This is a genomic window from Streptomyces sp. NBC_01013 (assembly GCF_045162765.1).
Taxonomy (GTDB): domain Bacteria; phylum Actinomycetota; class Actinomycetes; order Streptomycetales; family Streptomycetaceae; genus Streptomyces.
Window position 1 is genome coordinate 7,673,022 of record NZ_CP108687.1, and the last position, 21,280, is coordinate 7,694,301.

A 21,280-nucleotide genomic window follows, 5' to 3' on the forward strand; every position below is an offset into this window, starting at 1 on the left:
GCGGGACGGGCATTAGGTTGACCGGGAAAGGTCTCGGCAGCCGGACTCGCGATGGGGGCGAGCATGACCATGCTAAAAGGAACCAACGTTCCAGTGGCGGCCCAGGCCGTGCGCGTCGAATTGGGGTGGCGCGCCGCCCCCGGGACGCCGGACGTGGACGCCTCGGCGCTCCTTCTCCTCGGGTCCGGAAAGGTGCGCAGCGACGCGGACTTCGTCTTTTACAACCAGCCGGCTCACGCATCGGGAGCGGTACGCCACGAGGGCAAGCGGACCGGCACCGGCGCGGCCACCGACACACTCGCCGTCGACCTTGCCCGGGTGGAGCCCGCCATCGACCGCGTGGTGCTGGCGGCCTCGGCGGACGGCGGCTCGTTCGGACGGGTGACCGGGCTCTACGTACGGATCACGGACGCGGCGGACGGCTCGGAGCTGGCACGCTTCGACAGCACCGACGCCACGGTGGAGACCGCCTTCATCCTCGGTGAGCTCTACCGGCGCCAGGGAGCCTGGAAGTTCCGGGCGGTCGGCCAGGGCTACGGGACCGGCCTCGAAGGGCTGGCCACCGACTTCGGGATCTCCGTCGACGAACCTCAGCAGGCCGCAGCGGCTCCCCGGCCCCAGACACCCCCGCAGCCCCAACCACCCCACCCCGCCACGCGGGTTGCCGCCACACCGCCTCCCGCGCAGTACCCCCAGCCGACGCTCGCCGCCCCGATGGCCCCACCGGTCCCTCCCGCGCCCCCGGCGCCACCCGTCACCCAGCCCGTCCGTCTGACCAAGGTCACGCTCACCAAGGACGCGCCGTCCGTATCGCTCGCGAAACAGGGCGGAACTTCGGGAGCCATGCGTGTCAATCTCAACTGGGAAGTGCGCAAGCAGTTCAAGGGGTGGGGTAGCAAACTCGGCAGGGCCGTCGCACACCACGCGGATCTCGATCTTGATCTCTGCGCCCTCTACGAACTGACCGACGGCCGCAAGGGAGTGGTGCAGGCACTCGGAAACGCCTTCGGCGCCCTCCAGCAACCGCCGTATATCCAGCTCGACGGTGACGACCGGACGGGCGCCGTCGCCTCCGGTGAGAACCTGACGATCAACCTCGACCAGAAGGCCAGGATCCGCCGGGTCCTGATCTTCGTCACCATCTATGAAGGGGCCCGGAGTTTCGCGGATCTGCACGCGACCGTCACCCTCCAGCCGCAGCACGGTGCGGCGATCGACTTCTCGCTCGACGAATGCACCGTCCCCTCCACGGTCTGTGCGCTCGCGCTCATCACGACCAACGGGAACGACCTCACCGTGCAGCGTGAGGCCCGCTACCTCGTGCCGCAACGCGGAGTGAGTCCGCAGCGCACCATCGACCAGGCATACGGCTGGGGCATGAACTGGACACCCGGCCGCAAGTGAGACCGCGGAGCCGTCACTGATCCGGTGCGGCCTCGGGACGGGCGTACGTGCGCCCCTTCCAGGCCGCACCGCGGCCGCGATAGTGCTGTATCGCGGAATCGACCGTCATCAGCAGGTACAGCAGCGCGGTGAACGGCAGCAGCGGAGCGAGCCACAGCGACTGCCGGTAGTACCCCAGCATCGGCATGTACGTCCCTGCCATCACGGCCCAGGCCACGCCCCCGGCCCAGGCGGCCGGCGGATCGCCGCCGAGCAGCCCCGCGGCGAGCGTCGCGGGTGGCGCCAGGTAGATGACCGCGAGGCCCAGCACCGTGCCCAGCAGCACCAGCGGATTGTGCCGCAGCTGGGCGTACGCGCTGCGCGAGACCATGCGCCACAGATCGTTCAGACGCGGATACGGCCGCACGCTGTCCACCCGCTCCGCGAGCCCCAGCCAGATCCGCCCGCCGCCGCGCTGCACCGCCCGTGCCAGGGAGACATCGTCGATCACCGCCTGCCGGATCGACTCCGGCACGCGTGCCCGTACCGCGGCCTCGGTCCGCAGCAGCACACATCCGCCCGCCGCGGCCGCCGTCCGCGTCCCCGCCCGGTTCACCCACCGGAACGGATAGAGCTGCGAGAAGAAGTAGACGAAGGCCGGCACGACCAGCCGCTCCCACACGCTCTCGACCCGCAGCCGCGCCATCTGGGAGACCAGATCGAAGCCGCCCGAACCGGCGGCCGCCACCAGCTTGCGCAGGCTGTCCGGCTCGTGCGCGATGTCGGCGTCCGTGAGCAGCAGGTACTCGGGATCCCGCGACCGGGCCAGCGCGATCCCGTGCCGGAGCGCCCAGAGCTTGCCCGTCCAGCCGGGCTCGGGCTCCCCGGGGGACACCACGGTGACCGGAAGCCCCCCGCACCGCACGGACAGCTCACGGGCGAGATCACCCGTGCCGTCCTTGCTGCAGTCGTCCACCAGGAAGATCTCGGCGTGGCCCGCGTAGTCCTGCGCCAGCAGCGACGGCAGGCTCACGGGCAGCATGTCGGCCTCGTCACGCGCGGGCACGACGATGGCGACCGAGGGCCAGCGCGCCGGGGCGGCGCGGCGGGGCAGCCGCTGGTCGGTGCGCCAGAAGAATCCCTGCCCCAGCAGCAGCCACACCCACGCGACAAGCGAACCCACGGCGATCCAGGCAACGGCGCTCATTGGCCGAAGTCTGCCCCACTGAGCCGGGACCGCAAGGGTGGTCGACTATGGTGACCGGGTGAAGATCGCCCTCATGGACTCCGGAATCGGCCTGCTCGCCGCCGCCGCCGCAGTACGCCGGCTGAGGCCGGACGCCGATCTGGTGCTCTCGTCGGACCCCGCCGGCATGCCGTGGGGCCCCCGCACGCCCGAGGACGTCACGGCACGCGCCCTCGCGGTCGCCCGGGCCGCCGCGGACCACCGGCCGGACGCGCTGATCGTCGCCTGCAACACCGCCTCCGTACACGCACTGGCCGCGCTCCGGGCCGAGCTGGAGCCTGAGCTGCCGGTCATCGGCACAGTTCCCGCGATCAAGCCGGCCGCCGCCACCGGCGGCCCTGTCGCGATCTGGGCCACCCCCCTCACCACCGGCAGCCCGTACCAGCGCGGACTGATCCGCGACTTCGCCGGGGCCACGGCCGTCACCGAGGTGCCCTGCCCCGGCCTGGCCGACGCCGTGGAGTACGCGGACGAGGAAGGCATCGAGAAGGCCCTGGCCGCCGCCGCCGCGCTCACCCCGCCCGATGTGCAGGCCGTCGTGCTGGGCTGCACCCACTACGAACTGGTCGCCGAGCGCATCCGCAGCGCCGTTCAGCTGCCCGGCCGCCCGCCCCTCGTCCTGTACGGCTCCGCCGGCGCCGTCGCCGCCCAGGCCCTGCGCCGGATCGGGGCCGAGGCCGCTCTGTCGGCCGAACCCTCGACCGGTGTCACCGTGCTCCTCGGCGGGCACCTGTCCGAACTGCCGGAAGCCGCCCTGGCCTACCAGGAAGGGCGCGGGCTCGCCGCCGTCGGCTCCGCCCGCTGACCGTCCTACGACCCGGCGGGCGCCGTCCGACCCGTCCCCTTGCTCGCATTCTTCAGTACGCTGCTTGGCATGGAGGACCACCCCCGAAAACCGACGCGTACCGGTGCCGAAACCCACACCGCGGTCTGGACCGGCAGGGCCACCAACCGGACCCAGTGGGTACTCGCGGCCGCCGGTGCCGCCTGCCTGGCGCTCGGCATCCAGCTTGCCGTCAGCTCCAACTGGACCTCGGGCATCGCCCCGCTGCTGATGTCGGTGATCGGCTGCGTGGCGGCCGGACTGCTCATGCTGTTCGGCACCCTCGCCTTCGTGAACGTGGCGGTCCGCGTCGACGGCGACGCCCTCGAAGTGCGCTGCGGCCACATGGGGCTGCCGCGCCGCCGGATCCTGCTCACCCACGTGGTGGGCGCGGAGTTCGCTCCCCAGGTCACCCCGCGACAATGGGGCGGATGGGGCTATCGCTGGCGCCCCGAGCAGGGCACGGCCGTGATCGTGCGGCGGGGCGAGGGCCTGGTGCTCAGGCTCGGCGACGGCAGGACCTTCACGGTCACGGTCGACGACGCGGAGGCGGGCGTACGGTTCATCCGCGACCGCCTGCACCTGCCGTCCACCGGGGCACCGGCCGGGGCCTGATCCAGCCTCCGCCCCCTTTCACAGCCCGGCCCGGGCAGACTTCGGACCATCTCCGGGCACGCCGTCGCCGCCGGGCGGAGCCTGCTCCGCCCCGTCGCCGCCGACGGGCCCGTTCGCTCCGATCGGCCGCCTGGCCGACGCCAGCCCGGCGAGCAGCCCCGCCCCCGCCGTCACCGGAGTGAAGCTCAGCGCGTTGCCCACACTCGCCAGCACCGCCAGAGCGGTGAGCGCCGCCCCCGCGGTCAGGGCGATCGCGGTGCTGCGCGGCGAGCGCCACAGTACGTACAGGAGCCAGCCGAACGCCGCTCCGAGCAGCGCCACACCGACCACTCCCTGCTCCGCCGCCTGCTGCAGTGCGGCCGAGTGCGGTTTGCCGTCCGAGCCCAGGGCCTGCTGGGCGGTGGGGCTCAGCTCGGCGAAACGGTCGGGTCCGATACCGAGAACCGGGTGCTCCCCGGCCAGTCGTGCCGCGTCCTGCCACAGCCGCACGCGGTTGCCGGTCAGCTGCCCCTCCAAGGAGACCGCCAGCCCGTCGGGCAGCATGTCCTCGGCCACCGCCCACGAGACGCCCACTGCCAGGCCGGCAGCCAGTGCCAAGCCGACGAGTCCGAGCAGCCGGCGCCGCATCCTGGCCGCCGCCAGGGAACACAGCAGCACGCCGATCGCCGCCGCGAACCCGGCGGCGGAGCCGAGCCCGAGCGAGGCGCAGGCCGCGCCGAGCGCCAGCAGCCGCAGGGCGAACCGCAGCGATTCGCGCCGGGCCGCGGCCGCCGCACAACAGGCCGCCCCGGCTGCCAGGACCAGCAGCGCGGCGGCGGCGCCGGTGTGTCCGGGCGATGTGTCCACAGCGGCCGTCGCGCCGGGCATGCCGTGACGCCAGACGAGGGCCATGACCAGGGCGGCCAGGGCGGCGACGGACGCGGTGGCCACCGGCAGCAGCGTTCCGCAGATGCGGCCGCAGGCGAATCCCGCCGCGACGGCGAGCAGAGCGAGCAGCACCCCTTCGGGACGGGTCTCGCGTCCGGCCGCGCTGATCAGCGACCAGATGGCGCAGGCGGCGAGTATCACTGCCCCGGCGACGTCCGACGCGTTGCCCCCGTCGGAGCCCCGCTCTGCTGGTGCAGCCATCACGCGCGCCCCCGGCCTGTGGTCGTCCTGTCCGCGATGGCCGGATCCGGCCCGTCGGCGGGGGACTGGCGCACAGGTTAACGGCCATGGCGGCCATATGTGCAGAAGATGCGGAGAAACGATCCGGCGGTAGGTATTCCGCCACCGGGACGGGGCTCCCCGGTACCCGTCCCGCCACCGTAGACTCCGCCGGGTGAGCACCACCATCGCCCAGGTCGGCGACCCGCAGATGCCTGAATCCGCCCCCCGGGCCCGCCGCCTGCTGCCGCGCCTGGCACGCCCCGCCGCCGCGGTTCTCTCCGGCGTGATGCTGTACGCGAGCTTCCCGCCCCGGCCGCTGTGGTGGCTGGTCCTGCCAGGGTTCGCCCTGCTCGGCTGGGTGCTGTTCGAGCGCCGGTTCCGCGCCGCGTTCGGCCTCGGCCTGCTCGCCGGACTCGGTTTCATGCTGCCGCTGCTGCACTGGACGGGCGAGGAAGTCGGACCGGTGCCGTGGCTGGCCCTCGCCGCCGCGGAGGCGCTGTTCATCGCCGTCGGCTGCATCGGCATCTCCGCCGTGTCCCGGCTCGCCGGCTGGCCTCTCTGGGCCGCCGCGGTCTGGACGCTCGACGAGGCACTCCGGGCCCGGGTGCCGTTCGGCGGCTTCCCCTGGGGCAAGATCGCCTTCGGGCAGGCGGACAGCGTGTTCCTCCCGCTCGCGGCGCTGGGCGGCACCCCTCTCCTTTCCTTCGCCGTGGTGCTGTGCGGCTTCGGCCTCTTCGAGGTGGTCCGGCGGTTCCGAATCCACCGCACCACGGGCGAACTGCCCCGGCTCGCTGCCGCCGCGACGGCTGCCGCCGTTCTGGTACCCGTCGCCGCGGCCCTCGCGTCGCTGCCCCTGGTGGACGACTCCGCGGAGGACGGCACCGCCACCGTCGCCGCCATCCAGGGCAACGTGCCGCGGCTCGGACTCGACTTCAACTCCCAGCGCCGCGCGGTTCTGGACAACCACGCGAACCGTACGGAGCAGCTCGCCCGGGACGTGAAGGCGGGCAAGGTCCCGCAGCCGGACTTCGTCCTGTGGCCGGAGAACTCCTCCGACCTCGACCCCTACCGCAATGCCGACGCGAGGATCGTCATCGACGACGCGGTGAAGGCGATCGGTGTGCCGACGGTGGTAGGCGCGGTGGTCGAACCCGACACCGGGAACCTCCGCAACACCCTCATCCAGTGGGACCCGGACAAGGGGCCCGTGGCCACCTACGACAAGCGGCACATCCAGCCGTTCGGCGAGTACATGCCGATGCGTTCCTTCGTACGCATCTTCAGTTCGGACGTCGACCGGGTGCAGCGCGACTTCGGACCGGGCAAGAAGGTCGGTGTCTTCGACCTGGCGGGCACCGACGTCGGGCTGGTCACCTGCTACGAGGCCGCGTTCGACGACGCCGTGCGCGACACGGTCGAGCACGGCGCCCAGCTGATCGCCGTCCCCAGCAACAACGCCACGTTCGGGCGCAGCGAGATGACCTACCAGCAGCTCGCCATGTCCCGGGTACGCGCGGTCGAGCACAGCCGCTCCGTGGTCGTCCCGGTCACCAGCGGCGTCAGCGCGGTGATCCGCCCGGACGGCACGGTCGTCCAGAAGACGAAGATGTTCACGCCGGACGCCCTGGTGGACGAGGTGCCGCTGCGCTCCTCGCTCACCCCGGCGACCAGGATGGGCCCGCTGCCCGAGGGCCTGCTGGCCCTGCTCGCGGTGACCGGCCTCGGCTGGGTGACGACGCGGGCGGTGCGCGCACGGCGCGCCCGCTGAACCGGCCGGCGCGCCACGTAGGGTCGTCGCATGGCCACTCCTGACTTCATCCGCGAGATCCGCGCCACCGCGGGGCACCAGTTGCTCCTGCTTCCCGGCGTCAGTGCCGTCGTCTTCGACGACGACGGCAGAGTCCTCCTCGGACGGCGCGCCGACACCGGCAAGTGGTCGGTGATCGGAGGCATCCCCGAGCCCGGGGAACAGCCCGCGGCGACGGCGGAGCGCGAGGTGTACGAGGAGACGGCCGTGCAGTGCGTGGCGGAGCGGGTGGTGCTCACCCAGGCCCTGGCGGCCATGCAGTACGAGAACGGTGACCGCTGCCAGTACATGGACATCACCTTCCGCTGCCGCGCCACCGGGGGCACGGCCCGGGTCAATGACGACGAGTCGCTGGATGTGGGCTGGTTCCACGTCGACGCGCTGCCGCCGCTGGACGAGTTCGCGCTCTTCCGGATCAAGCAGTCGATGACCGACGGGCCCACCTGGTTCGAGGCCACCGACCCGCAGACGTGACGAGGAGGGGGGGTGGGCGGACCTGACAGGTCTGCCCACCCCCCCCTCCCGGAACCGCTTCGGGTCACACGCTGTGTGCCGTCTCTGCGGGCTTGGCCTCGGACGGGTTCTGCCCGGCATCCGGGTCGACGTCCGCCAGGTCCCGGTGCCGGGTCTCCTTGGCGCAGACGACGGCCAGCACGGTGATGAGCGCAGCGGCGATCACGTACAGCGCGATCGGCGTCGAGCTGTCGTAGTCGGCGAGCAGCGCGGTGGCGATGAGCGGTGCCGGGGCACCGGCCGCGACGGACGAGAACTGGGCGCCGATCGACGCACCCGAGTACCGCATCCGGGTCGCGAACAGCTCCGAGAAGAACGCCGCCTGCGGTGCGTACATCGCCCCGTGGAAGAACAGTCCGACGGTGACGGCGATCAGCAGGCTCCAGAAGCTCCGGCTGTCGATCAGCGCGAAGAACGGGAACATCCAGAGCCCCACCCCGACCGCGCCGACCAGGTAGACCGGCCTGCGCCCGACCCGGTCCGACAGCGCGCCCCACAGGGGGATGACGGCGAAGTGGATCGCCGACGCGATGAGGACGGCGTTGAGCGCCGTCTGCTTGCTCAGATCGGCCGCCGTCGTCGCGTAGACGAGGATGAACGCCGTGATGACGTAGTAGCTGATGTTCTCCGCCATCCTGGCGCCCATGGCGATCAGCACGTCGCGCCAGTGGTGCCGCAGCACGGCCACGACCGGCATCTTCTCCGTCGCGCCGGAGGCGGCCCTGCGCTCTTCGGCCTGGACCAGCGCGGCCTTGAACAACGGCGATTCATCGACAGACAGACGAATCCACAAACCGATGATCACCAGCACACCGGAGAGCAGGAACGGGATACGCCAGCCCCAGGACTCGAATGCCGCGTCGGACATGAGCGCGGTGAGTGCGGAGAGCACCCCGGTGGCGAGCAACTGCCCGGCCGGCGCACCGGTCTGCGGCCACGAGGCCCAGAAGCCGCGGCGCTTCGCGTCTCCGTGCTCCGACACCAGCAGCACGGCCCCGCCCCATTCACCGCCGAGGGCGAAGCCCTGCACCAGTCGCAGCACGGTGAGCAGGACCGGAGCCGCGACCCCGACCGTGGCATGCGTCGGCAGGAGCCCGATCGCGAACGTGGCTCCGCCCATCATCAGCAGACTGAGCACCAGCAGCTTCTTGCGCCCGAGACGGTCGCCGTAGTGCCCGAAGACAAGGGCCCCGATCGGCCGCGCGGCGAAGCCGACCGCGTACGTGAGGAAGGACAGGAGTGTTCCGACCAGGGGCTCGGAGTCGGGGAAGAAGAGCTTGTTGAAGACCAGGGCGGCGGCTGATCCGTACAGAAAGAAGTCGTACCACTCGATGGTCGTGCCGATGAGGCTGGCGGCGACGATGCGGCGGAGGTTGGAGGCAGGCGGGGGAGCGGATGCTGGGGCGGCCATGGGTACCACTTCCGGGACGGTCGGCGGGGACGGGGACGTGTCGCCACACCGTAGGAAGGGGCAGGTCAGGGGCGTATGTGGTGGGGCACCATAGTTCTCGGGCGGGGTGTGCGCGGGGCCACTACGACCGGCACAACGAGACTGGAGAAATGCGCCGAGTGAACGGGAGGCCGAGCGCGTCGGCTGCGGTCGATCATTACGTTCTCCGCTTACGTCCGACTGACGTCCTGCTCACGTTTCGCTGACGTTTCGCTGACGTGACGCACCTGGACCGCATGCCCGCGAAAAGGCCCCCGATCGGGCTTGCCCGGACCTCGTCCTTCGGTACAGCATGGCCGCCTTGCAGGACGTCCGTACACCGGAAGTCCCTGGTCGAAGGGAGCCGCGGCAGTGTCGGGTCAGGTCAGGCCAGTGATGCGGCGCTTGCGGGGTCGATGGCGTGCTGCAGTGGCTCGGCCCTGGTGAAGCGGCGGAGTTCGTCGAGCACGAGCTGTCCGAGGCGGTGGCGTTCGGCGCCCAGTGCGCCGCCCAGGTGCGGCGTCAGGATGACGTTGGGGAGGGTGAAGAGCGGCGAATCGTGGGCCGGGGGCTCGGGATGCGTGACGTCGAGTACGGCCGTGAGGTCCGGCCTGGCGCGCAGGACACGCACGGCGGCCGGCTCGTCGATCAGCGCGCCCCGCGCGGTGTTGATCAGAGTCGCGCCCGGCCCCATCGAGTTCAGCAGCCGTGCCCCGATGGTGCCGCGGGTCTCGGGCAGGAGTGGTGCGTGGAGGCTGACGACGTGGCAGGTGGCGAAGAGTTCCTCGGCGGAGACCAGTTGGACGCCCGTCTGCCGGGAGGTCTCCGGGGACGCGACGGGGTCGGTGGCGAGGACCTGGACGTCGAAGCGGGCGAGGTGGCTGGCGACCAGCCGGCCGATGTGGCCGAGCCCCAGCAGTCCCACCCGTGACCGGTAGGCGCCCGGGACGTCGGGATCGCGGTGGAAGCGGCGGCTGCTCGCCACCTCACGCGCGATGCGATGGGTCTGCTTCAGTCCGAGGAGGACGTGGGCGAGGGTGAACTCCGCCACCGGGACGGCATTGGCCGCGGCGGCGGAAACGATCGGGATGTTGCGCGCCCAGAAGGCGGGAGTGGTCAGGTGCCGGACCGAACCCGCCGCGACGAGGACGGCCTGGAGCCCGGCGGCATGCGACAGGAAGGCGGTGTCGAGGACGGGAGCGCCCCAGCCCGTGAGCAGGATGTCGACCCCGCTGAGCACCTCGGGGCGCTCGGCGAGTTCCTGCAGTGTGAGGGCCGGTTCCTTCCGGCGCACGAGCCGGTCGATCCCGGCCAGCACCTCGGGCGGATAGACGTCCGCCCGGCGTTCTTCCTCCATGACCAGCAGGGCGGTCGGTGCGGCGGTCGGTTCGTTCATGTCGGGTCGGTCTCCTGCCTGTCCGGAGGCGGACCGGCAGCCGGATGACTGCCGCGACCCCTGCTCGGGCGTGGGGATAAATGTCTGACTGGATGGCGCGGATTGGTGTGGCCTGTTCGCTACGAGACTCAGAGGCCCGCACGACCATACATCGGATCATTGGGAGGGGCTGCGCGAAGTTCGGATGTTCAATTTTGGTGGTTCCAGAGACTTTTGTCGCTCATGTGTGGCGGGTTCAGGGGGAGATGAGTGCACGCTTAGGGGCGTCTGACTCGGTGGCGGCATGAAGCGTTTCGTATTCATCGGACTATTGACCGTCGCTTCAGGCCCCGTTACGGTCCGTGCAAGCGCTTTCCCGGCCGACTGTGATGCGGCGAAACAGGAGTTGTCATGAAGAGATCACGATGGGTCGGTGCCGGTGTCCTCGCCTCGGCACTGGTTCTCACCAGCTGTTCGTCCGGGCCTGCCGGAGTGGACGCCAAGCAGAACTCCAAGGCTTCGCTGGAGCTCTGGACCAGGACGACACCCGGCGGACCGGGGGAGCAGGGCGCGCTCAAGCTCGCCGCCGCCTTCGAGAAGGCCACGGGCTACAAGGTCGAGGTCACCGCCATCTTCGATGACTTCGAGACCAAGCTGCAGCAGCGGGCGGCCCAGAAGAAGCTCCCCGACATCGTCATGAACGACGTGACGCAGCTCGGAGCCATGCACAGCCAGGGACTGCTCCGGGAGATCGATCTCGACAAGATCAAGGACAGCGGGCAGATAATCGGCCAGGGGCTGGACTCCGGGAAGAGCGTCGACGGCAAGCAGTACGGGCTGCCGTACTCGGCGCAGGCATCCGCGCTGCTCATCCGTAAGGACTGGCGGCAGAAGCTGAAGCTCGACGTCCCGCAGAACTGGGACGACTTCGCCGCGATGGCCAAGGCCTTCACCACCCAGGACCCCGACGGCGACGGCAAGAAGAACACCGCCGGCCTCGCCGCCCCGCTGTCCACCAAGCGCGGGTACGCCTCCTGGTACTTCTCCAACTTCCTCTGGGCCGCGGGCGGCGACTTCATCACCGAGGCCGGCAAGGGCACGTACAAGCCGGCGATGACCAGCGAGGCGTCGGTCAAGGCCATGCAGTGGTTCCGTGACCTGGGTTGCAAGGACAAGGCCATCCAGCCCGGCGCCGTGACCATGGACACCCCGCCGACGAACGAGACGTTCGAGGCGGGCAGGACCGGCATGTTCGTCGTCGGCCCCTACCTGCTGCCCCGGTTCGACGAGACCCTCGGCAAGGACAAGTACGAGGTCGTGCCGATGCCCAAGGGGCCCAAGGACGCCACCGTCCTCGCCGAGGGCGGCTCGGTCTACCTGATGGCCGGATCCGACAACCAGGCGGGCCAGGACGCCTTCGCCGGCTTCGCGGTCTCCGCCGAGGGCCAGAAAACGGGAATGGCGGGCGCCACCGGTTACACCGTGCAGCTTCCCGTCAACAAGACCGTCGACGTCTCCCAGGTGCGGACAGACCCCCGCTGGAAGACCTACGCCCAGGCGTACGAGGACTCCGGACGCTACGCGCCCTCCATCCCGAACTGGACCCCGGTGCGGCAGGCGACGGCGGACACCGTGAACGCGCTCATGGCCGACTGCGGCCTGAACACCGAGGCCAAGCTGGGCGAGCTCGACAAGCAGCTCGCCGACATCCTCAAGGAGCAGGGGATCGCCGCGTCATGAGTCTCGACCAGGCGGAACAGGCTGCCCTGCCGGCGGCCGGCTCCGCCCCCCGGAAACCGGGGCGCAAGGGGAGCGCGGTCACCGGACGTCCGGGACGCAGCCGCAGATCGGGCCGGTGGTGGACGCCCTGGCTGTTCCTCGCTCCCGCTCTGCTCCTCTTCCTGTACTTCAAGTTCATCCCCATGGCCAGCGCACTGACCATGTCCTTCCAGGAGGTTCAGCCCTACCTGGGGAACAAGTGGGTCGGCACCGAGAACTACGCCACGGTGCTCCAGTCCCACGGATTCCGCGAAGCCGCGTGGCACACCGTCGTCCTCGCCGCCGGTCAGACGGCCGGCTCGATGGCGGTGGGCCTCGCCCTCGCCCTGCTGATGGAGGGACAGAGCCGCCGGCTCGGATTCGTGCGTTCCGCGGCGTTCCTCCCGGTCGTGGTGCCCATAGCGGTCGTCGCCGAACTGTGGCGGATCATGTACCACCCGACCGAGGACGGCATGCTCAACTCCCTCCTCGGCGTGCTGGGGCTGGGCCCGTCGGGGTTCATCAACGACCCGGACACCTCGATGGCCTCCATCATGCTCACCGGCATCTGGCGGGGCGCCCCTTACGACATGATGATCATTCTCGCCGGTCTGACGAGCGTGGACCGCGGTCTGTACGAAGCGGCGAAGGTCGACGGCGCGAACAGGCGGCAACGGGTGTGGCACGTGACCGTGCCCGGACTGCGGTCGGTCTTCTCGATCCTGTTCATCCTCGCCGCGATCCGCGGACTGCGGGTGTTCACCGAGGTGTTCCTGCTCACCAACGGCGGGCCCGACGGCTCCACCGAGGTCGTCATGACCCTCATCTACAAACTCGGACTCGAGCAGAACCGGCTCGGCGTCGGAGCGGCGGGAGCGGTCCTGCTGTTCGTCGCGACCCTGATCCTGACCGTCGTCGTCCAACTGCTGCGGCGGAGGGAGAGCAAGTGAGTACGCAGACCGAGACCGCGCTGGGCCTGACCGAGAGCCGGAGCGTCGGCGGCCGGATCCTGAAGGCCGTGACCTATCTGCTGGTCCTGATCGTGTTCGCGGGGCCCCTGCTGGCCCTGCTCGTCAGCGCCTTCGGCCACGTCAAGGACCCGACCCAGCTCAGCGTCATCCCCTCGGGCGTCACACTGGACAACTTCAGGATCGCCTTCGACCAGGGGGTGCTCACGTACCTGCTGAACTCGTTCTTCGTGGTCGGTTTCGGGTTGCTGCTCCAGGTGGCCGTCTCCGTCCTGGCCGGCTACGCGCTGGCTCGGAAGGTCTTCCCCGGCATGGCGCTGGTGCTCGTCGCCATTCTGGCCACGCTGATGCTGCCCGAGGAGATCCTGGCCCTGCCACTGTCCCTGATCCTCGCCGACCTGCCGGTCGTCCACTTCAACCTGATCGGCACCCTGGCCGGCATGATCGTCCCCCTGGGCGCCTGGGGATTCTCCATCCTGGTGATGACCGAGTTCATGAAGGACGTGCCCCGCGAACTCGAAGAGGCCGCACGCATCGACGGCGCCGGAGACCTGCGGATCTTCGCCCAGATCATCCTGCCGATGTGCAAGCCCGCCCTCGGCGTCATCGGGGTGTTCGGCTTCACCATGATCTGGGACCAGTACCTGCTGCCCCTCCTCGTCTCCACCGACTCCTCCTCGTACACGCTCCCGTTGGCGCTGCGGACCCTGCGGATCGATCCCGCCGTCACCCCCGGAGTGGTGATGGCCGCCTCCCTGCTGGCGCTGCTGCCCTCCGTGATCGTCTTCCTGTTCTTCCAGCGGTCCTTCGTGAGCGGCCTGTCCTCCGGCGCGCTGAAGGGCTGAGCCCTCCCGGCCGCGTGCACGAGACCTGAGTGCGACACCCCCGTACGAGAAAGAGCGATGCCCCATGACCCCGAGCGCCGGTACCACCCCGCACGCGACCCCGGTTCCCGAAGAAGCACCGGAGACGGCATGGTTCACCGCCGCCCGGTTCGGCATGTTCGTCCACTGGGGCCTGTACTCCCTCGCCGCGCGGCACGAGTGGGTCAAGAACCGGGAGAAGCTCACCGACGAGCAGTACCAGGTCTACTTCGACCACTTCGATCCCGACCGGTACGACCCCGTCCAGTGGGCCAGGGCGGCCAAGGCCGCCGGCATGCGCTACGTCGTCCTCACCGCCAAGCACCACGACGGCTTCTGCCTGTGGGACAGCGCCCTCACCTCGTACAAGGTCACCAACACCCCGTACGGCCGCGACCTCGTCGGCCCGTTCGTGGACGCGTGCCGGGCCGAAGGGCTCAAGGTCGGCCTCTACTACTCGCTGATCGACTGGCACCACCCGTCCTTCCCGGTCGACGGCACCCATCCGCAGCGCGACGACGAGGAGTTCAAGGCCGCCCACGCCGGCCGGGACATCCGCGACTACCAGCGCTATCTCCACGGCCAGGTCCGGGAACTGCTGACGTCGTTCGGACGCGTCGACTACCTGTTCTTCGACTTCTCCTACGCCGGGCGCACCTGGTGGGGCGGCAAGGGACCCGACGACTGGGACTCCCCGAAGCTCCTGGAGATGATCCGCGCACTCCAGCCGCACGTCCTCATCAACGACCGGACCGGGCTCCCCGGGGACTTCATCACCCCCGAGCAGTACCAGCCCTCCGGCCCCATGACCGAGAACGGGCGCCCCGTCGTCTGGGAGGCCTGCCAGACGCTCAACGGCAGCTGGGGCTACGACCGCGACAACCTCGACCGCAAGAGCGCCGACCTGCTGATCCGGATGCTCGTCGACGGGGTGTCCAAAGGCGGGAACCTGCTGCTCAACGTGGGCCCCACCGGCCGGGGCGACCTCGACTCGCGCGACACCGAGGTCCTCGGCGAGATCGGCCGGTGGACGGAGCTGCACGAGCGGTCGATCCGCGGCTGCGGCCCGTCCCCGTACACCGCACCCGCCGAATGCCGCTACACCCAGCGCGGCGACCGGCTCTACGTCCACCTGTTCGCGTGGCCGCTGCGTCACCTGCACCTGCCGGGCCTCGCAGGGCGGGTGCGGTACGCCCAACTGCTCAACGACGCCTCGGAGATCATCCCGGTCCACATCGAACCGGGCCGGCCCGCGGTCAACACCGAGATGGGAGGGCAGCCCGCCGGCACGCTCACGCTCCAGATCCCGGTCCGGCGCCCCGACACCCCCGTCCCCGTCATCGAACTGTTCCTGGAGACCGCGGCAGACCCGGCCGACCCGGCCGACCGCTGACCCGCGGCCGCGCAGGGCCCGCCCGTCCACCCCACTCACGGAGGCACCATGCAACGCCGCACGTTCCTCATGGGCACCGCAACAGGGGCGGCGCTGGCCGCCGTCCCCGTCGGCGGACCGCTGACCGCAAGCGCGGCCCCGGCCCCGGTCCCAGCGGCCGTCCGCACCCTGGACGAGCTCCAGGCGGCGATCGACCGGGCCCGGCCCGGTGACCGGATCGTCGTCGCCGACGGCACGTACACAGTCCCGCCGGACCGCCCCCTCACGATTCGCGACAAGCAGGGCACCGAGCGCACACCCGTGACCATCGCCGCCCGGACCCGCGGCGGCGTCGTCCTGGACGGCCCCCACAGCTTCGTCATCGAAGCGTCCAGCCACATCACCCTCAGCGGCTTCTCGTTTCGCCAGAGCAGCACCCTGGACATCCCCCCGGACTGCTCGCACATCAGGCTCACCCGCAACGACTTCCAGCTGGCCGACATCGAGGGCATGCACTACGTGATGGTGCGCGCCGACGACAGCACGGTCGACCACAACCACTTCCACGGCAAGAGCACGCTCGGCATCTACCTCGGCATCGAGGGAGCCGGCACGGAGGACATGGCCCAGCGCGTCCACGTGTACCGCAACTACTTCTCCGACCACACCTTCGCCGGGTCCAACGGCGGCGAGCCGATCCGGCTCGGCGTCAGCCCCCGGGCGCTGTCCAGTGCCCACGCGGTCGTGGAGTACAACCTCTTCGAACGCGCGAACGGGGACCCCGAGGCGATCTCGGTGAAGAGCTCTGACAACGTCATCCGGCACAACACCATCCGTCACAGCACCGGCGGCATCGTCCTGCGGCACGGCAACGGCAACCGGGTGGAGGCCAACCACCTCATCGACGGCACGGAAGGGGTGCGCATCTACGGCAACGACCATGTGATCGTCAACAACCACCTCGCCGGCCTGTCCGGGCGCGCCCTGGTGATCGGCAGCGGTTCGGAACGCGACCACCTGCCCGGCGAGCCGGCCGGGACGCGCCGCGGCAACGACGCCCCCGACCGTGTCCTCATCGCCTACAACACCCTGGTGAACAACGACGGCACCCTCTCCGGCGAGAGCCATCGCCCGCACGAGCCACGGGACGTCACTGTCGCCGACAACCTGTTCGTCGCGGACACGGGCCGACTGGTCGACATGGCCGACACCGTGCGCTTCACCTGGTCGGGCAACCTCCTGTGGGGCGCCGCCGACGACGGCAACATACCCGCGGGCGGCGGCACCCGGACCGACCCGCGGCTGGTGACGGACGCACACGGCATCGCCCGGCCGGCCGCCGACAGCCCGGCCATCGACGCGGGCACGCTGCGGTGGCCGCCCATCACCCACGACATCGACGGTCAGCCGCGCGGCCGGACCCGGGACGTGGGCGCGGACGAACACTCCCGCCGTACTCCGAGGCGCGGACCCCTTACCCCGGCCGACGTTGGCCCCGAGGCCGCCTGACACCCCGTTCCGTTTCCCCCCGACTTAGGAGGCACCATGCAACGACGCACGTTCCTCAGAAGCACCGCCGTGGCCGCACTCGCCGCCGTCCCCCTCACCACCTCGCTGACGGGGAGCGCGTCGGCGGCCGACATCCCGGTCTCCTCCCTGGCCGCCCTCCAGAGCGCGATCAACGCGGCCGCACCGGGCGACCGGATCGTCGTCGCCGACGGCACCTACACGGTCCCCTCGGGCAGCGCCCTCACCATCACCGGCAAGAACGGCACCGAGGCCGCGCCCATCACCATCGTCTCCAAGAGCCGTGGCGGAGCCGTGCTGCGCGGCGAACGCGGCTTCGTGCTCAGCGGTTCGAGCCACATCACCGTCAGCGGATTCTCCTTCCGGCAGAGCACCACGCTGGAGATCCCGGCGGACTGCTCGGCGATCCGGCTGACGCGCAACGACTTCCAGTTCGCGGACAGCGGCGATCCGTACTGGGTCGTCGTACGGGCGGACGACACGAAGATCGACCGCAACCACTTCCACGACAAGACCACGGCCGGCATCTTCATCGTTGTCGACGGCCCCGGCTCGACCGACATGGCCCAGAACCTCCACATCCTCCGGAACCACTTCTCCGACCACAGCTTCACCGGGTCCAACGGTGGCGAGCCCATCCGTCTCGGCGTCAGCGGCCGGGCCCTGTCCGGCGCCCACGCGGTCGTCGAGTACAACCTGTTCGAGCGCTGCGACGGCGACCCCGAGGCCATCTCCGTGAAGTCCTCGGACAACACGATCCGGTACAACACCGTCCGCGACAGCCGCGGCGGCATCGTGCTGCGGCACGGCAACCGGTCCACGGTCGAGGGCAACCATCTGATCGGCGGCACCGACGGGGTGCGGATCTACGGCAACGACCACAGGATCGTCAACAACTACCTCAGCGGGCTGTCCGGCCGGGCCCTGGTGGTCGGCAGCGGCACCACCCGGGACCACCACGAGGGCGAGACGGAGGACGAGCGGCGGGGCAATGACGCCTGCGACCGCGCCGTGATCGCGCACAACTCCCTGATCGGCAACTCCGGCACGATCGAAGGCGAGACCCGGACGTACGAGCCGCAGGGCGTCGTCGTCGCCGACAACCTGCTGGTCGGCGATGCGGGAAGCCTCGTGGCGATGGGAGCCACCTCCGGCTTCACCTGGCAGAGCAATCTGCTGTGGGGCGCGGCCGCGAACGGCAACATCCCCGCCGGGGGCTTCACCCGGGCCGATCCCCGCCTCGCCGCGGGAGCGGACGGTGTGATGCGGCTGTCGTCGACGAGTCCGGCGATCGGGGCCGCCACGCTCGCCGGCGCCGCCGTCGCCGACGACATCGACGGGGACCTGCGCGGCAGTACCCGGGACATCGGCGCCGACGAGTATGCGACGGGGACTCCGCTCCGACGCCCCCTCACGGCCGCGGACGTGGGCCCGAACGCCGCCTGAGCGGTCCCCGGGGACCGTACGACACCGCCGGCACCGGCCCGCCCGCTCCGTCCGGGCGGGCCGCACGGGACCACCGCAGGCCACCACAGGAAGGCAGCGCCATGAACGAGCAGCGTGGCCCGAGCACGGCGGGCCCCGCCCCGGTCCGTCCGGCCCGGAGTGCGGCGGGCCCCGCACCGGCCCCTCCGCCGGCCGGGCGGGACGCCGGCAGGACCGCGCTCGGCCTCTGCTCGGTCACCTACCGTCGGCTGCCCGCGATCGAGGTCGCACGATGCGCCGCCCACGCGGGCCTGGAGGTGATCGAGTGGGGAGCGGATGTACACGCGCCCGCTGAGGAGCCCGGCACTGTCCGTGCGGTCCGGGAGGCCTCCGACCGCTATGGGCTGGCCTGCTGTTCCTACGGTTCGTACTTCCGCGCCACCCCGGACGAACTTGCTGGATTCCCCGCCGTCGCCCGGGCCGCGGTGCTGCTCGGGGCGGAGAGGGTTCGGGTCTGGGCGGGCGCCACCGGCTCGCAGTACGCGCTGCCCGAGCAGCGGCACGCCACCGTGCGCTGTCTGCGGGCTGCGGCCCGGATCGCCGCGGACCACGGGCTCGGACTCGCAACGGAGTTCCACGGCGGGACCCTCACCGACAGCGTCGCCTCGACCGTGCGGCTGCTGGACGAAGTGGACGCGGACAACGTCCGTACGTACTGGCAGCCGCCGCTCGACACCCCCGACGAGGAGGCGCTTTCGGGGCTCGCTGAACTGGGCGACCGGGTCGCCGCCGTGCACGCCTTCTCGTGGTGGCCGGGCAACACCCGGCTGCCGATGGAGGACCGCGAGGACCTCTGGACCGCCGCCCTCGGGATGCTGGACGGCCGGGGCATCGAGGCGCTCCTGGAGTTCGTGCCCGGCGACGATCCCGCGGTGCTGACACGCGAGGCCGCGACCTTGAGGCGGGCGGCGGGCCAAACCGGCTCCGGCCGGACGTAGTTGACTGTACGGGCGCGGGCCCGACGCAAAGCCCGGCCCCGCCCCACCCAGACGCCAGGACGGCAGACATGCGTATCAACGACGACGACACCCTCCTGTTCATCGGTGACTCGATCACCGACGCCGGCCGCGACCGTGTGGATGCCACGTCCCTCGGCAACGGCTACGTGAACGAGATCGCGCAGACCCTGCGCGAACGGACCCACGACGGACCGGCCCCCCGCGTCATCAACCGGGGGATCAACGGCAATCGCGTCTACGACCTGGAATCCCGCTGGGCCGCCGACGTCATCGCCCACCGGCCCACCGTGGTCACCGTCAAGATCGGCATCAACGACACCTGGCGGCTCCACGACAGCGGACTCGCCAGCCCGGCCGACGAGTTCGAGGCCTGCCTCGACCGGCTGCTCGCGGACACGGCCCGGCAGCTCTCCGTACGGCTGGTCGTCATCACGCCCTTCCTGCTCCCGGTCACCCCGGATCAGGAGAGCTGGTTCGAGGACCTGGCGCCCAGGACCGACGCCGTCCTGCGGGCCGCCACGGGCAACGGCGCCCAGATCGTCCGTGCCGACCTCGTCCTGCCCCGCGCGGCGCAGGACCGGCCGGCCAGGGAGCTGGCCGGGGACGGCGTTCACCCGACCCCTCTGGGCCACCGGCTGATCGCCGAGGCATGGCTCGCCGTGGTCGGTGCCGGCGCCCCGGAGCCGCAGCGCTCAGGGCCGTCCCGCAACTTTTGGCGGGCGCACCACGACAGCTACGGCACTTCCTCCTCGTAGCCTGAACGGCTCGGTGGGACCCCTCCGCGCCTTGACCAGGTCATCGACGCTGCGGGGTGGAGGCCCCGCGGACGTTGGCCCCCATGGCGACCGCGTAGAGGGCCTGATCGATGCGGCGCCGGCGCTCCAGCGGGCTCGGGAAGAAGCTGCCGGCCCGCAGTCTCGGGATCGCCGGCTCCAGGTCACCGGCCTGCGTGGTCACCGTCTTGTCCCGGTGTCCGTTGCGGTAGCCGGTCCGCGTGGTCGTCTGCTCGTTCCGTTCCGCACCGATCTGCGCGGTGGCCTCGGCCTCGATCAGCTCCTGCAACAGCCGCTCGACGACTTTCCGCACAAGTTCAGGAGCATCTGTCGAACGCAGTGACTCCAGCGGGCGAAGTAGGTCATGCCGGGACAAGGTCCCGGTGTACTCCCTTGGGTCGCGCTGCCCGTTCACCAAGGTCAGTTACACGGTGGCCGGCCTCGTTCTCAGGGAGCAGTCACAGGCAGTCGACGCACATGACGGCTCAGAACAGGACCACAGCCCCGCCAAGATCGGCTACACCACTCCTCGGGACGCCATCCGGTGTGCCGGCGCCTCCACCTGGACAGTGGTCGTAGCCGGCCCGGCTCCTGCCTCGGATACCGTGTTCCTCTACGGGGTGCCATAACGGATGTGACGCCCCCCACCGGAGGTAGTCAGCGTATGAGTTCAAAGCGCAGCAAGAATCCAGCCCTGCCCGTACTTGACGACGCGTTCCGACTCGCGTCGGTCAAGGACGCCGAAGAGTCCACCCGTGACTTGGCCGCGCGGCTGGCCACCACCGAGCTGCGCCGCGTTTCCCACCCGGGCCGGGTCACCTGGGAGCCCATCGATCAGGCCGATCCCGTACCGGTCCCGCCGACTGTGGTCGACGGTGACGGGGACCTGTGGCTGCGGGACCGGGGCACTGGCACCTGGACCATGCCCGAGTTCAACCCGAAGGAGTTCCCGGCCCGCTGTGGCGAGGTTCTGACGTGGAACGAGCTTGCCCGCGAGTTCGGCCCGCTTACCGGACTGGCTGACGACCGCCGCATCGGCGGCGGCCGGCGCTGACCGCGCAGGCTTTCGGGGATGACCGCGCCCCTGAAGCGCCCGTTACGGGTAGCTGCAAGCTCCAGCTCACCGCCGAGCTCGACGATGGCGGCGAGCAGGTGAGCGTGGTGGTCGGTCACGATGTCTCCATGTTGCAGCCGGATACGTCGTTGCTGTCCGTGGGGTCGGGGTGCAGCGGAGT

General features: G+C 70.7%; 18 protein-coding genes and 1 pseudogene. 14 read left to right on the top strand and 5 right to left on the bottom strand.

The window, feature by feature from the left end; translation table 11 throughout:
* Nucleotides 1–51 precede the first annotated feature (51 nt).
* Entirely contained in the window at nt 52–1,404 is a 1,353-nt protein-coding gene (locus OG538_RS33330) for a TerD family protein (protein ID WP_406099257.1), read from the top strand.
* Nucleotides 1,405–1,417: 13 nt separating this feature from the next.
* Here the strand turns inward: OG538_RS33330 and OG538_RS33335 are convergent, their stop codons facing one another.
* Entirely contained in the window at nt 1,418–2,590 is a 1,173-nt protein-coding gene (locus OG538_RS33335; protein ID WP_406099258.1) for a glycosyltransferase, read from the bottom strand.
* 58 nt (nt 2,591–2,648) lie between these two features.
* Here OG538_RS33335 and OG538_RS33340 point away from each other — a divergent pair, with 58 nt between their 5' ends.
* Together OG538_RS33340 and OG538_RS33345 are read left to right on the top strand one after the other, a co-directional pair.
* Nucleotides 2,649–3,434, top strand: coding sequence for a glutamate racemase (locus OG538_RS33340; protein WP_406099260.1), 786 nt, complete (start codon nt 2,649–2,651; stop codon nt 3,432–3,434).
* A 69-nt stretch (nt 3,435–3,503) separates the two neighbouring features.
* Nucleotides 3,504–4,067, top strand: a complete 564-nt coding sequence (locus OG538_RS33345) for a hypothetical protein (protein ID WP_406099261.1) — start codon at nt 3,504–3,506, stop codon at nt 4,065–4,067.
* An 18-nt stretch (nt 4,068–4,085) separates the two neighbouring features.
* Here the strand turns inward: OG538_RS33345 and OG538_RS33350 are convergent, their stop codons facing one another.
* Nucleotides 4,086–5,195, bottom strand: a complete 1,110-nt coding sequence (locus tag OG538_RS33350) for an O-antigen ligase family protein (protein ID WP_406099262.1) — start codon at nt 5,193–5,195, stop codon at nt 4,086–4,088.
* A 193-nt stretch (nt 5,196–5,388) separates the two neighbouring features.
* Here OG538_RS33350 and lnt point away from each other — a divergent pair, with 193 nt between their 5' ends.
* Complete coding sequence (gene lnt, locus OG538_RS33355; RefSeq protein ID WP_406099264.1) at nt 5,389–6,984, top strand: apolipoprotein N-acyltransferase; 1,596 nt, start codon at nt 5,389–5,391, stop codon at nt 6,982–6,984.
* 30 nt (nt 6,985–7,014) lie between these two features.
* Entirely contained in the window at nt 7,015–7,497 is a 483-nt protein-coding gene (locus OG538_RS33360) for an NUDIX hydrolase (protein ID WP_406099265.1), read from the top strand.
* 64 nt (nt 7,498–7,561) lie between these two features.
* Here OG538_RS33360 and OG538_RS33365 read toward each other — a convergent pair whose 3' ends face one another.
* Together OG538_RS33365 and OG538_RS33370 are read right to left on the bottom strand one after the other, a co-directional pair.
* The gene (locus OG538_RS33365) at nt 7,562–8,947 is read right to left on the bottom strand and encodes an MFS transporter (RefSeq protein ID WP_406099266.1); all 1,386 of its coding nucleotides are present in this window, start codon (nt 8,945–8,947) and stop codon (nt 7,562–7,564) included.
* Nucleotides 8,948–9,350: 403 nt separating this feature from the next.
* Nucleotides 9,351–10,361: a hydroxyacid dehydrogenase gene (locus OG538_RS33370; protein WP_406099267.1), complete on the bottom strand. Its 1,011-nt coding sequence runs from the start codon at nt 10,359–10,361 to the stop codon at nt 9,351–9,353.
* A 390-nt stretch (nt 10,362–10,751) separates the two neighbouring features.
* On the opposite strand from OG538_RS33370, the gene OG538_RS33375 reads away from it, so the two are divergent.
* From OG538_RS33375 to OG538_RS33410, 8 genes are all read left to right on the top strand, one after another.
* Nucleotides 10,752–12,080 (top strand): extracellular solute-binding protein, encoded by a 1,329-nt coding sequence (locus OG538_RS33375; RefSeq protein WP_406099268.1) that lies wholly within the window; start codon nt 10,752–10,754, stop codon nt 12,078–12,080.
* Nucleotides 12,077–13,048, top strand: a complete 972-nt coding sequence (locus tag OG538_RS33380) for a carbohydrate ABC transporter permease (RefSeq protein ID WP_406099270.1) — start codon at nt 12,077–12,079, stop codon at nt 13,046–13,048. Before OG538_RS33375 ends, OG538_RS33380 begins: the two co-directional genes overlap by 4 nt.
* A complete protein-coding gene (locus OG538_RS33385) occupies nt 13,045–13,911 on the top strand; it encodes a carbohydrate ABC transporter permease (RefSeq protein ID WP_306081104.1) in 867 nt (288 codons plus the stop codon). Before OG538_RS33380 ends, OG538_RS33385 begins: the two co-directional genes overlap by 4 nt.
* Nucleotides 13,912–13,975: 64 nt before the next feature.
* A complete protein-coding gene (locus OG538_RS33390) occupies nt 13,976–15,322 on the top strand; it encodes an alpha-L-fucosidase (RefSeq protein ID WP_406099271.1) in 1,347 nt (448 codons plus the stop codon).
* 48 nt (nt 15,323–15,370) lie between these two features.
* On the top strand, nt 15,371–16,810 hold the full coding sequence (locus tag OG538_RS33395; RefSeq protein WP_406099273.1) for a polysaccharide lyase 6 family protein: 1,440 nt from the start codon (nt 15,371–15,373) through the stop codon (nt 16,808–16,810).
* Between the two features lie 36 nt (nt 16,811–16,846).
* Nucleotides 16,847–18,274 (top strand): polysaccharide lyase 6 family protein, encoded by a 1,428-nt coding sequence (locus tag OG538_RS33400; protein ID WP_406099274.1) that lies wholly within the window; start codon nt 16,847–16,849, stop codon nt 18,272–18,274.
* A gap of 101 nt (nt 18,275–18,375) precedes the next feature.
* A complete protein-coding gene (locus OG538_RS33405; protein WP_406099275.1) occupies nt 18,376–19,251 on the top strand; it encodes a sugar phosphate isomerase/epimerase family protein in 876 nt (291 codons plus the stop codon).
* A gap of 68 nt (nt 19,252–19,319) precedes the next feature.
* Nucleotides 19,320–20,027, top strand: a complete 708-nt coding sequence (locus OG538_RS33410; RefSeq protein WP_406099277.1) for an SGNH/GDSL hydrolase family protein — start codon at nt 19,320–19,322, stop codon at nt 20,025–20,027.
* A 27-nt stretch (nt 20,028–20,054) separates the two neighbouring features.
* Here the strand turns inward: OG538_RS33410 and OG538_RS33415 are convergent.
* A pseudogene (locus tag OG538_RS33415) lies at nt 20,055–20,385 on the bottom strand (transposase); the annotation flags it as partial.
* A 324-nt stretch (nt 20,386–20,709) separates the two neighbouring features.
* Here OG538_RS33415 and OG538_RS33420 point away from each other — a divergent pair.
* Nucleotides 20,710–21,099: a hypothetical protein gene (locus OG538_RS33420; RefSeq protein ID WP_406099278.1), complete on the top strand. Its 390-nt coding sequence runs from the start codon at nt 20,710–20,712 to the stop codon at nt 21,097–21,099.
* Nucleotides 21,100–21,280 lie beyond the last annotated feature (181 nt).